The organism is uncultured Corynebacterium sp. (assembly GCF_945649885.1).
Taxonomy (GTDB): domain Bacteria; phylum Actinomycetota; class Actinomycetes; order Mycobacteriales; family Mycobacteriaceae; genus Corynebacterium.
Map to the genome: position 1 here is coordinate 1 of NZ_CALZFS010000084.1, position 12,633 is coordinate 12,633.

12 protein-coding genes are annotated in these 12,633 nt (G+C 58.5%); 7 read left to right on the forward strand and 5 right to left on the reverse strand.

The genetic code is table 11. From position 1 onward, the window contains the following. Positions 1-433: aldo/keto reductase (locus Q0M74_RS09635; RefSeq protein ID WP_293953839.1), on the reverse strand; the 433-nt coding region annotated here is incomplete at its 3' end. A gap of 89 nt (positions 434-522) precedes the next feature. Between Q0M74_RS09635 and Q0M74_RS09640 the strand changes: the two genes are divergently transcribed. Next, complete coding sequence (locus tag Q0M74_RS09640; protein ID WP_293953841.1) at positions 523-1,980, forward strand: carboxyl transferase domain-containing protein; 1,458 nt, start codon at positions 523-525, stop codon at positions 1,978-1,980. Between the two features lie 21 nt (positions 1,981-2,001). Here the strand turns inward: Q0M74_RS09640 and fkpA are convergent, their stop codons facing one another. Both fkpA and Q0M74_RS09650 read right to left on the reverse strand, forming a co-directional pair. Beyond that, positions 2,002-2,358 carry an FKBP-type peptidyl-prolyl cis-trans isomerase FkpA gene (gene fkpA, locus Q0M74_RS09645; protein ID WP_293953843.1) on the reverse strand — a complete coding sequence of 119 codons (357 nt, stop codon included), beginning with the start codon at positions 2,356-2,358 and terminating at the stop codon, positions 2,002-2,004. A 136-nt stretch (positions 2,359-2,494) separates the two neighbouring features. After that, positions 2,495-3,787 carry a citrate synthase gene (locus tag Q0M74_RS09650; protein WP_293953844.1) on the reverse strand — a complete coding sequence of 431 codons (1,293 nt, stop codon included), beginning with the start codon at positions 3,785-3,787 and terminating at the stop codon, positions 2,495-2,497. Between the two features lie 792 nt (positions 3,788-4,579). On the opposite strand from Q0M74_RS09650, the gene serC reads away from it, so the two are divergent. From serC to Q0M74_RS09665, 3 genes are all read left to right on the forward strand, one after another. Then, on the forward strand, positions 4,580-5,710 hold the full coding sequence (gene serC / locus Q0M74_RS09655) for a phosphoserine transaminase (RefSeq protein WP_293953846.1): 1,131 nt from the start codon (positions 4,580-4,582) through the stop codon (positions 5,708-5,710). Between the two features lie 127 nt (positions 5,711-5,837). Then, positions 5,838-6,935 (forward strand): septation protein SepH, encoded by a 1,098-nt coding sequence (gene sepH / locus Q0M74_RS09660; RefSeq protein WP_293953848.1) that lies wholly within the window; start codon positions 5,838-5,840, stop codon positions 6,933-6,935. A gap of 11 nt (positions 6,936-6,946) precedes the next feature. Continuing rightward, positions 6,947-7,900 (forward strand): DUF6928 family protein, encoded by a 954-nt coding sequence (locus tag Q0M74_RS09665; protein WP_293953850.1) that lies wholly within the window; start codon positions 6,947-6,949, stop codon positions 7,898-7,900. Positions 7,901-7,958: 58 nt separating this feature from the next. Here Q0M74_RS09665 and Q0M74_RS09670 read toward each other — a convergent pair whose 3' ends face one another. Then, positions 7,959-8,783 carry an RNA methyltransferase gene (locus tag Q0M74_RS09670; protein ID WP_293953851.1) on the reverse strand — a complete coding sequence of 275 codons (825 nt, stop codon included), beginning with the start codon at positions 8,781-8,783 and terminating at the stop codon, positions 7,959-7,961. 2 nt (positions 8,784-8,785) lie between these two features. Continuing rightward, complete coding sequence (locus tag Q0M74_RS09675) at positions 8,786-10,246, reverse strand: NCS2 family permease (RefSeq protein ID WP_293953853.1); 1,461 nt, start codon at positions 10,244-10,246, stop codon at positions 8,786-8,788. Positions 10,247-10,557: 311 nt separating this feature from the next. Between Q0M74_RS09675 and Q0M74_RS09680 the strand changes: the two genes are divergently transcribed. The 3 genes from Q0M74_RS09680 to Q0M74_RS09690 are packed head-to-tail and all read left to right on the forward strand — an operon-like array spanning position 10,558 to position 12,577. Further along, positions 10,558-11,238, forward strand: a complete 681-nt coding sequence (locus Q0M74_RS09680; protein WP_293953855.1) for a hypothetical protein — start codon at positions 10,558-10,560, stop codon at positions 11,236-11,238. Between the two features lie 11 nt (positions 11,239-11,249). Beyond that, positions 11,250-12,038 (forward strand): glutaminyl-peptide cyclotransferase, encoded by a 789-nt coding sequence (locus tag Q0M74_RS09685; RefSeq protein ID WP_293953857.1) that lies wholly within the window; start codon positions 11,250-11,252, stop codon positions 12,036-12,038. Positions 12,039-12,049: 11 nt separating this feature from the next. Further along, positions 12,050-12,577: a DUF2771 domain-containing protein gene (locus tag Q0M74_RS09690; RefSeq protein WP_293953859.1), complete on the forward strand. Its 528-nt coding sequence runs from the start codon at positions 12,050-12,052 to the stop codon at positions 12,575-12,577. Positions 12,578-12,633: the final 56 nt, after the last annotated feature.

The window sequence follows — 12,633 nt, forward strand, 5'->3', positions numbered from 1 at the left end:
ACTGGATCTGCCCGAGTCCCTGGATTTTGGCGATTGCTTCAAAGGTCTCTACGTAGAGCCCCTGTTGCGGGCACGGCCAGTGGACCAGATAGAGATCAAGGTAATCCAGCCCCAGACGGTTCAGTGATGCCTGGAATGCCCGGGGCGCCCTGTCTGTGCCGTGATCGTCATTCCACACTTTTGAGGTGATGAAGAGCTCATCACGCGTGGTGTCTCCGGCGCTGATGGCATCGGCGATGGCACGCCCGACCTCGACTTCATTGTCATAGAGTTTGGCGGTATCAATGTGCCGATAGCCGATCTCGATGGCTTCACGGACGACCCGGTAGGCCTGCTCGCCGTGGAGTTGCCAGGTTCCCAGGCCGATCTGGGGAATCTCGGAACCATCGCTGAGAATGAGTGCTGGTGTGAATGTGTGCTGGTTTTCAGTCATGGTGCCATTCAACACCACCCTGTGAAGCTCGGAAGGGAATGCTGGAATCCTCCGGACGTGGGGTGGGTACAGCCGTTAGGGTGTAATACATGACTCGTACCTCCGCCAAGGATTTAATCGCCCAGGTTTTGGATAATGGGCAGTTCACCTCCTGGGACACCCCGCCGGACCATGGGGACATCTCAGATAGTTACCGTGCTGCTTTGGACAAAGCCCGGGAGAAGTCCGGTGTGGACGAGGCGGTGATCACCGGCGAGGGCACAGTGGATGGTGTGCGAGTGGCATTCATCCTCTCGGAGTTCTCTTTCCTGGGTGGTTCCATCGGGGCAGCCACCTCCAGACGCATCATCCACGCCATCCACAGGGCCACCGCAGAGCAGCTGCCACTGTTGATCTCCCCCTCATCCGGCGGCACCCGCATGCAGGAGGGCACACCAGCGTTTGCCATGATGATCTCGATCACCACGGCCGTCTACCGCCACAAGGACGCCCATCTGCCTTTCCTGGTGTATCTGCGCAATCCCACCATGGGTGGTGTCATGGCTTCCTGGGGTTCCGCCGGCCACTTCACCTTCGCCGAGCCGGAAGCTCTCCTGGGCTTCCTGGGGCCCCGGGTGGTGGAACTGACCACGGGTGTTCCCATGCCCGATGACGTCCAGACCGGTGAAAACCTGGCAGAACACGGAGTCATTGACGGGGTGGTCTCCCCCACGCAGCTCCGCGCAGCCGTGGTCAAGATCATGAGAGTGTTGAAGAAGGCGTCGATAAGCGCAGAACCCCGCCCACTGGCACAGCCTGGCATCCCACGTGGCGCGTGGGAATCCATCCAGATCACGCGCGAACCCGGACGCCCCGGGGTTGCTGATCTGGTTCGGCATCTCGGCCACAATGTGATCAAGCTATCCGGCACCGGCGATGGACGTATCTCACGCGCCACCACAGTGGCCCTGGCCAGGATCGGGGGACGGCCAGTGGTGCTGATCGGCCAGGACCGCCATCATCTGCCCCTGGGGCCCTCAGCACTGCGTTTCGCGCGCCGTGGCATTACCCTGGCACGCGAACTCCAGCTACCGATCATCAGCATCATCGACACCCCAGGTGCCGAACTGTCCCAGCAGGCGGAGGAACATGGCCTGGCAGGCTCCATTGCCCGTACTCTCGGAGAGCTTGTCGACGCCCCCGTGCCCACCATCTCTGTCATCCTCGGCCAGGGCTGTGGTGGCGGTGCGCTGGCCATGCTGCCCGCTGACCGCGTCCTGGCTGCAGAGAATGCCTGGCTCTCCCCTCTCCCACCGGAGGGGGCATCAGCTATCATCCACCGCGACACCTCACATGCACCGGAGATGATGGAACAACAGGGCGTGTCCGCCCATGCAATGTTGGCTTCGGGCATCATCGATGGCTTGATCGCTGAAACTGAGGATTTTATCGGCGAGGTCCTCGCCACAATCAACAACACCCTCTCCGAATTGGAAACCAATCCGGAGAGGGCGGTGGGCCGTGAACAGCGTTTCAGGCACTATGAGCACCTGGCTGGTATCAACTAGACATTTCTAGTTGGTGCCGTTCTATGCGCTGATGAGGTCAATGATGAAGACCAGGGTACGGCCGGACAGCGGGTGTCCGCTGCCCTCTGGGCCATAGGCGGCCTCTGGAGGGATCGTCAGCTGACGGCGTCCACCAACCTTCATTCCCGGGATACCTTCCTGCCAACCTGCGATCAGGCCGTTCAGTGGGAACTGCACGGACTGTCCACGGTCCCAGGAGGAGTCAAACTCTTCGCCGGTTTCGAAGTCAACGCCCACGTAGTGGACCTCGACGACACCACCCGGCTGGGCGTCTGCGCCTTCACCGACGATGATGTCCTTGATTACCAGGTCCTCCGGCGCTGGGCCGGTCTGGGCTTCAATCTGCGGCTTTTCCATGTGGGTGACATGCTCCTTGAAAATTTGTGAAAGTTTTGACTCCGGATATAACTTCGGCCGGAGCCATTGACTGTCATTATGACAGATTTCATGGCTCCGGCCGAAGCAGGACTCACTTAAAGTGCTGAAGTGTTACTTAGCGCTCTTCGCGAGGAATGATGGTGCGTGCGGTCTCACCGGTGTAAATCTGGCGAGGACGGTTGATCTTCGCACCTGCGGAGCCGAGCTGCTCGCGGTAGTGTGCGATCCAGCCTGGGAGGCGGCCGATGGCGAACAGGACGGTGAAGAAGTCCTGTGGGAAGCCCATGGCGCGGTAGATCAGGCCGGTGTAGAAGTCCACGTTCGGGTACAGCTTGCGGGAGATGAAGTACTCGTCGTTGAGTGCGATCTCTTCCAGCTTGAGTGCCAGATCCAGCAGTGGGTCGCCACCGAGGTGATCGATGATCTCGTGAGCGAGATCCTTGACGATGGCAGCGCGTGGGTCGTAGTTCTTGTAGACGCGGTGTCCGAAGCCCATGAGGCGGACGCCCTGCTCCTTGTTCTTCACGCGGTTCATGAAGTCGGTGGCGTCGCCACCGTTGGCTGCGATCTCCTCGAGCATCTCGAGAACAGCCTGGTTGGCACCACCGTGCAGTGGACCAGAGAGTGCGTTGATGCCACCGGCGATGGAGACGAACATGTTGGCCTGTGCAGAACCAATCATGCGGACGGTGGAGGTGGAGCAGTTCTGCTCGTGGTCAGCGTGCAGGATGAGCAGCTTGTCCAAAGCCTTGACCATGATCGGATCGATCTCGTATGACTCAGTTGGGTAACCGAACATCATGCGGAGGAAGTTCTCGCGTGCGTTCAGGGAGTTGTCCGGGTACATGTACGGTGCACCCTTGCGTGCGCGGTGTGCGTACGCAGCCAGCATTGGAACCTTCGCCATCAGGCGGACGGTTGCCTTGTCCAGCTGTGCCTCATCCAGTGGGTTCAGCTGATCCTGGTAGTAGGTGGAGAGGATGTTCACCGAGGATGCCAGGGTTGCCATTGGGTGGGCATCCCGTGGGAACACGTTGAACTGGGACTTGAAGTCCTCGTCCAAGAGGGTGTGGTGACGGATCTCGTCGTTGAACTTGTGTAGCTCTTCTGGGGTTGGAAGCTCACCGTTGATGAGGAGGTAGGACACCTCATTGAAGGTGGCGTTCTCTGCCAGATCAGCAATGTCGTAGCCACGGTAGCGCAGGATACCTGCGTCACCATCGATATAAGTGATCTTTGACTCGGTGGAGCCGGTGCTCACATAGCCCGGGTCGAAGGTCACCAGGCCGGTATCAGACAGCATCTTGCCCAGGACGACACCGGAGTTCCCCTCGGTGGCCTCCATGATGTCCATCTCAAACTCGCCGCCGGGGTAGTGCAGTACAGCCTTATTGTTATCAGTAGCCACGATTTCCCTTTCAAACTTTTTGTCGGTTATTCCCGCTTTACAGGAAGTCACCAGATTATAAAACCAGGTCGGACGCATCACGTACAGTTAGTGTGTTGCCGCACGACACAAAAGTTTCCAAACCAGTCCGTTTAACACGCTATACCGCCGATTGCTGTTTAGCCATATTCCGACCCAGGGCCACTTCCCCCTGCACCGACTTGAAAACTCATCACTCCCGACCACCCACACCCACCGTATTCAGTAGGTCCGGTCACGTCTGGGATTGTGCCGTCTTCCTGCTATTGAATTATCTTTCATCACATCATTCACAGCCTCGAAAAACAGTGTTTTCACACCGCCTTTTCGACCATGACCCACCCATGCAGAGTGGAGCATGGCACAGTTTAGCAAAGTTTGTGATGTGTGCGACAAAAACTGGGAAATGGCAGCCTTGCCCATGTGGATGCCCCTTGGAAAACCCAACTACAACGGTTATTCGCAAGCATGAGAACTTAATTCTCACGACCACCTGAGCAGTACCCCCATTATGGTGATAAATCACATAATAGTGGTCCTGGAGCTCAGGAAAACTCAGCGCACAAACCCCCCTGAGCCTCCCGGTGCCACACCTCGATAATGCCGGCTCCCCCTGAATCGGCGAGCCTAATGGGACACACCCTGAACGGTTTCGACCACCATGCGGTTATAGTGATCAAGTCAGATATAGGCGATGGCTGTGATGAGCGACCTCAACCGCAGGCCACTGATCCATGCCCCTTCACTTCCAAGCGCAGAAAGTTGCCAGAAGACATGACCGACTTCCCCACCCTGCCCTCCGAGTTCATTCCAGCTGATGGACGTTTCGGCTGCGGTCCCTCCAAGGTTCGCCCCGAGCAGATCCAGGCCATCGTCGATGGAGCTTCCTCCGTCGTCGGTACCTCCCACCGCCAGCCGGCTGTAAAGAACGTTGTCGGATCCATCCGCGAGGGCCTCTCCGATCTCTTCTCCCTTCCACAGGGCTACGAGATCATCCTCTCCCTCGGTGGAGCAACCGCTTTCTGGGATGCCGCAACCTTCGGCCTCATTGAAAAGAAGTCCGGCCACCTGTCCTTCGGTGAGTTCTCCTCCAAGTTTGCGAAGGCATCCAAGATGGCTCCATGGCTCGATGAGCCGGAGATCCTTAGCGCTGAGCCTGGCGATGCTCCAGCACCACAGGCATTTGACGGCGCCGACGTGATTGCATGGGCCCACAATGAGACCTCCACCGGCGCGATGGTCCCAATCATCCGCCCAGAAGGCTCCGAGGGTTCGCTGGTTACCATCGACGCCACCTCCGGTGCCGGCGGACTGCCTGTGGACATCAACAATGCCGATGTCTACTACTTCTCCCCTCAGAAGTGTTTCGCCTCCGACGGTGGCCTGTGGCTCGCAGCCATGAGCCCTGCTGCTCTGGAGCGCATTGAGAAGATCAACTCCTCCGATCGCTTCATCCCTGAGTTCCTCAACCTGCAGACTGCAGTGGACAACTCCCTGAAGAACCAGACTTATAACACCCCAGCCGTGGGCACCCTGCTCATGCTGGACAACCAAGTCCAGTGGATGAACAACAACGGTGGCCTGGACGGCATGGTTGCACGCACCACCGCCAACTCCTCCGCCCTCTACAACTGGGCAGAGGCACGCGAGGAGACCACTCCTTATGTTGCAGATGCAGCCAAGCGTTCCCTCGTCGTGGGCACCATCGACTTCGATGATTCCATCGACGCTGCCGTGGTTGCCAAGATCCTGCGCGCCAACGGAATCCTGGATGTTGAGCCTTACCGCAAGTTGGGCCGCAACCAGCTGCGCGTCGGTATGTTCCCTGCCATCGACACCGTTGATGTGGAGAAGCTGACCAAGGCCATCGACCACATCCTCGATGGTGGTTTCGCCAAGAAGTAGCACTTCTCCCCACGCTCAATGAGAAACGCGCTGCCCTGTTGCCACGGGGTGGCGCGATTTTTCGTTAAGCTTGGTAAACATCACACGGTGGACATTTCACCGTTATCACCCAGCCAAAGGAGTCAACATGCGGGAAATTTTCCTGGTCAGCGGTGATTCCACCGAATCATCCCTGGTGTTCACCACCTCTGCGGATGAAGGCGCTGAGGAATTCTTCATCGCCGTCACCGATGATCTCCGCACCATCGTGGCAGGTCGCGACCCGGAAAACACCGCTGTATCCGCCACTTCAGACACCACTGAGTCACCATCTGCCCCTGTGCTCTCCGCCGTGGCAGCCGGCGACTATATCGACGCCACACTCGAGGACAACTCCGCGGAACCAGATCCGGAGGATGAAGCAGCACCTGCTGTCACCCCGACTCCACAGCCTCCGACGCGCGCACCGCGTGAGGAACGTGAGATCGATCCACGCATCGGTGCTCCCCTCACCATGTCCCCCCGGGAGATCCAGGCGCGCATCCGTTCCGGTGCCACCCCTCATGATCTCGCTGAGGAGAACGGGGTGTTGGAATCCCGCATTGAGCCCTATGCACATCCGGTGTTGTTGGAGCGTGCCAACATTGCGGAATTGGCTAAGCAGTCACATCCGGTCCGTGAGAATGGGCCGGCTAAGCTCACCCTGTGGGAGATCCTGGCGACAGCGTTTGCCACGCGTGGTCATGATCTGACCACTGCCACCTGGGATGCCTACCGGGATGCCTCCAATAAGTGGGTGGTGCGCGTTGACTGGAAGGCCGGTCTGAGTGACAACCATGCGGAATGGACACTGAACCTGCACAACACCAGCTCCCCCACGGCGGATCCACGCACTCCCGTGGCTGCTGATCTGATTGATCCGGAATTCATTCAGCCGGTGCGAACCCTGACATCTGTGGGTGGTAGTCGCTACTCTGATGATGAGCGTTCACTCGATGAGGCGGATGCCGGTGGTGGCGAGCGTTCACCAGATGATGTGGATGCTTCCGGCAGGGAACGTTCAGATGACATTTCCCGTGATGGTGAGGATCCCACCGCTGGTGAGGACTCCGCTGATGCGGGAGATGCCGTCAAGGAGATCATTGCTGAGGAATCCCCGCGCAACAGGCGACGTAAGGCTGTCACACCCCATTGGGAGGATGTGCTGCTGGGGGTTCGTGCCAATACCAAGCGACCGAAGAAATAGGACTGTGGAACATGCCTCGACTGCTGGGAGAGAATGCGGCTATCGTCACCTTCTGGTTTGTGACGGCAGCAGACCCTCAATCCATCATCCGCTCTGAGCCTCGTGCTGACCGCGGTTTCGGACGCAAGTACCTGGCGCATCTGAATCCCTCCTGGCCGATCACTCCGATCGGCCAGTTCTCCCTGAATCGTTCTGTCCCGGCATCAGCGAATGAGTTCTACATCGCTGGTTTTCCCGGCGTGACCATCCTGCAGACCGCATTGGAGGATGTCACCTCCCTGAGCAAGCTGGATCCGCGGATTGTGAATTCTTTTCCTGCGTCAGATACTTATGTCTTCGCGGTGAATGAGGAAACCACGCTCGGTGGTTTCGCCCATATCCACGGCAATACAGTGAAGCGTTCCTTCATCGCCGGTGATGAGCGGGTATATGAGGACATCGGTCTCCCGGGTGGTTTTGAAACCCCTTATTGGGCCGGAAAAATGGGTGAACGCACCGGGCCTTTGTCGCTGCCCTTCAACCCGATTGAACTTGTTGCAGAGGCTCAGCGTGCCTGGTTGGGCTTTGACGCGGATACCTCCCCGGATATCAATGTGGTGGCCTTCGCGGTTGATGGTCGCCCTGAACCTAAGATCGCCCCACCCCGGCCACGGATCAGTACCGTGGATGAGATCACCCAGGAGGCTTCAGAGAAACTGGGCTTCCGGGAATCAGCGGATTATGATGATTATGAGCATCATGAGGTGCCGGATCGTGTGGTTCCCCAGATTGCCTCCCATACGGTGAAAAAAGTTGCCCGCTCTGTTCAGAGCCTGGGTAAGACACTGTTCAAAGCGGGCAGGGAGGCCGGTTCCACGGTGGCTGAGCGTCTCCGCCACACTGACCGCAGCAGTCGAAACCCCAGTGGCGTGAAGGAAATTGAGCGATCATCGGGCGCAACACCGGATGATGAGATGGATAAGTAAATGGGCGGGGTCTCTACATGTGTAGGGACCCCGCCCATTTCCTTTTCATGAGCCGGGCCTATATGCCCCGCTGGGAGCGGTCGCGTTCGTAGAAGGCGATGGCCGCTGAGGTGGCCAGGTTGAGGCTGTCGGTGCCCGGCGCCATGGGGATGCGGGCACGGACATCAGTGGCTCTCATGGCGTGTTCTGTCAGGCCCGGGCCTTCGGCGCCAACCAGCAACGCCACCTTTTCTTTTCCTGCCAGGGCATCCTCAAGGTGGACCGCGTCAGGGTCCGGGGTGAGGGAGACGAGGTGGAAGCCGGCATCGGCAAGTTCTTGTAGGGAGCGTTGCCACGTGGTGTAGCTGCCATCCAGCTGGGCGTACGGCAGGCGCAGGACGTGGCCCATGGATACCCGGACCACGCGGCGGTAGAGCGGGTCGGCGCATCCATTGCCGAAGAGGATGGCGTCCACGCCCATGCCGGCGGCATTGCGGAACATGGAGCCGATGTTTTCATGATCGCCCACGCCTTCCAGGACAACCACGGTGGTGGCTCCCTTGAGGACTTCTGCCACCGTTGGATCCTCCACGCGGTCAGCTGCGGCCAAAAGGCCACGGTGCATGTCAAAGCCCGCGACCTCAGCCAGGGTGTCGCGGTCAACCTCATAAACGGGGATGTCCCCCACCGGGTGCTCCGCGAGGAAGGTGTCCAGCTTGTTCTTGAACCCGATCAGGGCGCGCACTGGGAACCTGGACTCCAGGAGGCGGCCGATGACCAGGGGACCTTCCGCGATGACCAGTCCCTTGCCACCGGGCAGGTCCGGGCGGTTATCGGAGTGGTTGAGGTTGCGGAAGTCATCCAGTCGGCTGTCACTGGGGTCGGTGATGATGATGCGGTTCATGCTCAGGAGATCGCAGACATGATCGGATCGATGGCGAAGAACACCACAAAGAGTCCAGCTACCAGCCACATCAGCCAGTGGACCTGCTTGCCCTTGCCGGCAGCTGCGGCCATAACGGCGTACATGATGAAACCGACGCCGATGCCATTGGCAATGGAGTAGGTGAACGGCATGGTCACGATCGTCAGGAAAGCGGGGAAGGCGATGTAGAACTTGGAGAAGTCAATGTCGGTGACCTGGCCCATCATCATCGCACCAACAACAACCAGGACCGGTGCTGCGGCTTCGATCGGGACGATCTCATACAGCGGGGTCAGGAACATGGCCAGCAGGAACAGCCCGCCGGTGATGATGTTGGCAAGGCCGGTGCGTGCACCATCGGCAACACCTGCGGAGGAGTCAGCAAAGACTGTGTTGGAGGATGCGGATACTGCGCCACCGACGATGGCGCCGGCGCCTTCTACAACCAGTGCCTTCTTGATATCAGGTAGGTTGCCTTCTTCGTCGACCAGTTTGCCCTGTTTGCCCAGTGCCGTCATGGTGCCCATGGCGTCGAAGAAGTTGGCCAGGACCAGGGTGAATACCAGCAGGGTTGCAGCGAGCACACCCACGCGCGAGAAGGCGCCGAGAAGATCGAAGGCGCCGACGAGGGAGAGGTCCGGCATGCCGCCGAAGCTGTCTGGGATGCCAGGTACTGCCAGTGACCAGCCACCGGGGTTGGCTTCGCCATCCTCGAAGGAGGCACCGGCACCAAACATGGCTTCAGCAGCGATCGCCAGCAGGGTGGTGCCTAGGATGCCGATGAACAGGCCACCGCGGACGCCGCGGACCACGAGGATGCCGCAGAGCAGCACACCGACGACGAAGACGAGGGTGGGCCAGGAAGCGATGGAGCCGTCAATGCCCAGGGTGACTGGAACGGTGGTACCCGCTGCATCGGGGATGCGTCGGACGAAACCTGCGTCCACCAGGCCGATCATGGCGATGAACAGGCCGATGCCGACACTGATCGCGGCCTTCATGGAGGCCGGGATGGCGCGGAATACCGCGACACGGAATCCGGAGACAGCCAGGATGACGATCACAATGCCGTCCAGGACCACCAGTCCCATGGCTTCCGGCCAGGTCAGGCCTTCACCAGCAACCAGGGTGACAGCCACCATGGTGTTGAGTCCCAGGCCAGCTGCAATACCGAAGGGGTAGCGGGCGATCAGACCAAAGGCAATGGTCATGACACCGGCAGCCAGGGCAGTGACAGCGGCGACCTGTGCGATGCCCAGTGTGTTTCCGTTGACATCCTCAGTGGTGCCGAGGATCAGCGGGTTGAGGATGATGATGTAGGCCATCGCGAAGAAGGTGACCACTCCGGCACGGATTTCCGTGGCAATGGTGGATCCCCGTTCGGAGATATGGAAATAACGGTCCAGGGCTCCCCTAGACTGCGTGGCGTTTTTCGACGTCATTACCGCAAACCTGATTTCTATTCTGTTGAGCACCTCACAGAAGGTGCGCTGAGGGCGACGTATCCGCACCACTGGAAGCAGTTCCCGGTATCCGGCGAAACCACAGTTAGGTGCTACTAGTGCGAATGAATTGTTTCACCTGTGGCGGCTAACAGGCAACTTAAAAGTGGTAGTTAAGGGAAAGTTAAGACCCAGATCCACTCATGCTGTAATACGGGTGCTACTGTTTTGGCTATCTTGAACATGTCTTTATGATGTTAAATCTAGTTGGGAAGGCTCATCTACGCACCGTGGTGACCACAAGTTTTCACATGATTCACGGACGCGTCCGCCACTTTGGCGGACATATTCAGCGTTTGATTGATGGTATTCCCTACGCTGCCACCTTCGAGGAAGAAATCCGCGAACAGTTGCGTGCAGCTGGCCCTGATGTGTTTGGCACCATCAAGGTGGAAAACCACAGTTACAACGTGGAGATCCGCCCTTCACGTGAGTTCTCCCCCACCCTTACTGTCGACGCGCATGGCCACCGTGATGAGCGTGCCAAGCCCGATGTCAAGGGCAGTGACCTTGCGTGGCAGGCGCGTGCCTCAGCCACCTCACGGCGTCGCGGTGCTGACACCGGACTGCTTATCGACGAACGTGGCCACGTCATCAGCCCGATCGAAGGTTCACTGCTGGTCCTACAGGGCGACATGGTGTTCCATTCCACTCATGAACGCGCCATGCGCTCCGTGCTGGAGACACCGGTCCTGGACTATCTGGTCACCCAGGGCTCCATCTCCAAATCACGCCCCGAAGGTTTCAACATTGAGGAACTGCGTAATGCTGAAGTCTGGTTGATTGATTCCCTCACCGGCATCCAGCTGGTGACCGCATGGGTGGAATACGGCAGTACCTTCCCTGTTCCGGAGAAGCGTCCGGTGGCACCTTTTGTTCCTACTTATTCTGAAGTGAACAAATGTCTGTGGGACCTAGCTGAAGAGGTCTAGACTTCTCAGTCATGCTCCTGAAGAATCTCTGTGCCCTAGCCACCCTGTCCTCTGCTGTTCTCTCATCCTCTTGCTCCCCTTTCCCTGCTGAGGAAGACGTTGAAGTGGCTCACCTCGTGCCGGAGATCCTGGCGACCCATGAGTTTGATGAGTCTGCTTTCACCCAGGGCCTTGAGGTTGATGGTGATCAGCTGATCGTGGGAACCGGCCAGTACGGCACCTCTGAGATCTACCGCACCACCCTGGACGGGGTGAAGAGCAATGTCCAGCCACTGGATGATCAGTATTTCGGGGAGGGCATCACCCGGGCAGGTGAGCATGTGTGGCAGCTGACCTGGAAGGCCGGCATCGCCTTCAAACGAGATGCTGAGACCTTGGATGTGGTGGAGGAAGTCTCCTATGCAGGCCAGGGCTGGGGGCTGTGTGCCCAGGATGATGGTGCCCTGATCATGTCGGATGGCACCTCCCAGGTCCGCCACCTGGATCCGGTGACCTTCGATGAGTCCTCCCGGGTCACCGTCACTCTTGATGATGAGCCTGTTGAATCGATTAATGAACTGGAATGTGTAGATGGCATGGTTTATGCCAATCTCTTCACCGAAACCGACATCATCCAATTCGACCCTGCCACCGGCAAGGTTGCAGCTGTCATCGATGCCTCCAATCTGCCCAACAATGCTGCTGCGGATTCCAATAATGTTCTCAACGGTATTGCACATATCCCTGGTACAGACCGTTTCTATCTGGCTGGGAAGCGCTGGCCGGACCTGTATGAGGTCCGCTTCGTTGATGCTGGCTAGAATCAGGAGTCATGGCTAGCCGGAAGACCAAACGTAAAAATCTCATCCAGATCATCGCACTGCTCTTGGCAGTGGTCATCGTGGTCGTGATCTCAGTGGTCTTCCAGACCTGGTGGAATGACCGCCCGGAGCCGGAACCTGACACCGTCTCCATCTCCGCCAGCTCCCCTGCCGGTGAGGTTGAGGTCTTTCCCTTCAGCATCTGTGAACCTGGTGTGGAGTGCGAGGAAAATGACATCCCCACCCTTGTTGTCGGAGAAGATGAGGAACTACACCTCCAGATCCCCGAAACCATCCATGACCATGACTGGTACCTGCTGACCATCTATGATGACCCAGCAGCCAACGACGAGTTCTACCACACCAGTTTCGAGGCCACCGAGGCCACCGTGCCCGGTTCCGTCGATCCTCTGGTTGAAGGTGGCGAACGCCCACAGCTCATTGTTGTTGAGGTGGCATCCGTGATGATCGGCACCGATGAGGATGGTGTGCAGACCCCGTACACCGCCACCTGGTCACTGGCCACCGTGGAACAGTAAGAAAGATAAGAAGCGGGCTGGCGTTGAATATTCAACGCCAGCCCGCTTCTTATCTT

What these genes read in the sequence shown, in the direction of transcription:
- Q0M74_RS09640 (WP_293953841.1), top strand. Translation starts at nt 523, where the DNA reads ATGACTCGTACCTCCGCCAAGGATTTAATCGCCCAGGTTTTGGATAAT.
- fkpA (WP_293953843.1), bottom strand. Translation starts at nt 2,358, where the DNA reads ATGGAAAAGCCGCAGATTGAAGCCCAGACCGGCCCAGCGCCGGAGGAC.
- serC (WP_293953846.1), top strand. Translation starts at nt 4,580, where the DNA reads ATGACCGACTTCCCCACCCTGCCCTCCGAGTTCATTCCAGCTGATGGA.
- sepH (WP_293953848.1), top strand. Translation starts at nt 5,838, where the DNA reads ATGCGGGAAATTTTCCTGGTCAGCGGTGATTCCACCGAATCATCCCTG.
- Q0M74_RS09665 (WP_293953850.1), top strand. Translation starts at nt 6,947, where the DNA reads ATGCCTCGACTGCTGGGAGAGAATGCGGCTATCGTCACCTTCTGGTTT.
- Q0M74_RS09670 (WP_293953851.1), bottom strand. Translation starts at nt 8,783, where the DNA reads ATGAACCGCATCATCATCACCGACCCCAGTGACAGCCGACTGGATGAC.
- Q0M74_RS09675 (WP_293953853.1), bottom strand. Translation starts at nt 10,246, where the DNA reads ATGACGTCGAAAAACGCCACGCAGTCTAGGGGAGCCCTGGACCGTTAT.
- Q0M74_RS09680 (WP_293953855.1), top strand. Translation starts at nt 10,558, where the DNA reads ATGATTCACGGACGCGTCCGCCACTTTGGCGGACATATTCAGCGTTTG.
- Q0M74_RS09685 (WP_293953857.1), top strand. Translation starts at nt 11,250, where the DNA reads ATGCTCCTGAAGAATCTCTGTGCCCTAGCCACCCTGTCCTCTGCTGTT.
- Q0M74_RS09690 (WP_293953859.1), top strand. Translation starts at nt 12,050, where the DNA reads ATGGCTAGCCGGAAGACCAAACGTAAAAATCTCATCCAGATCATCGCA.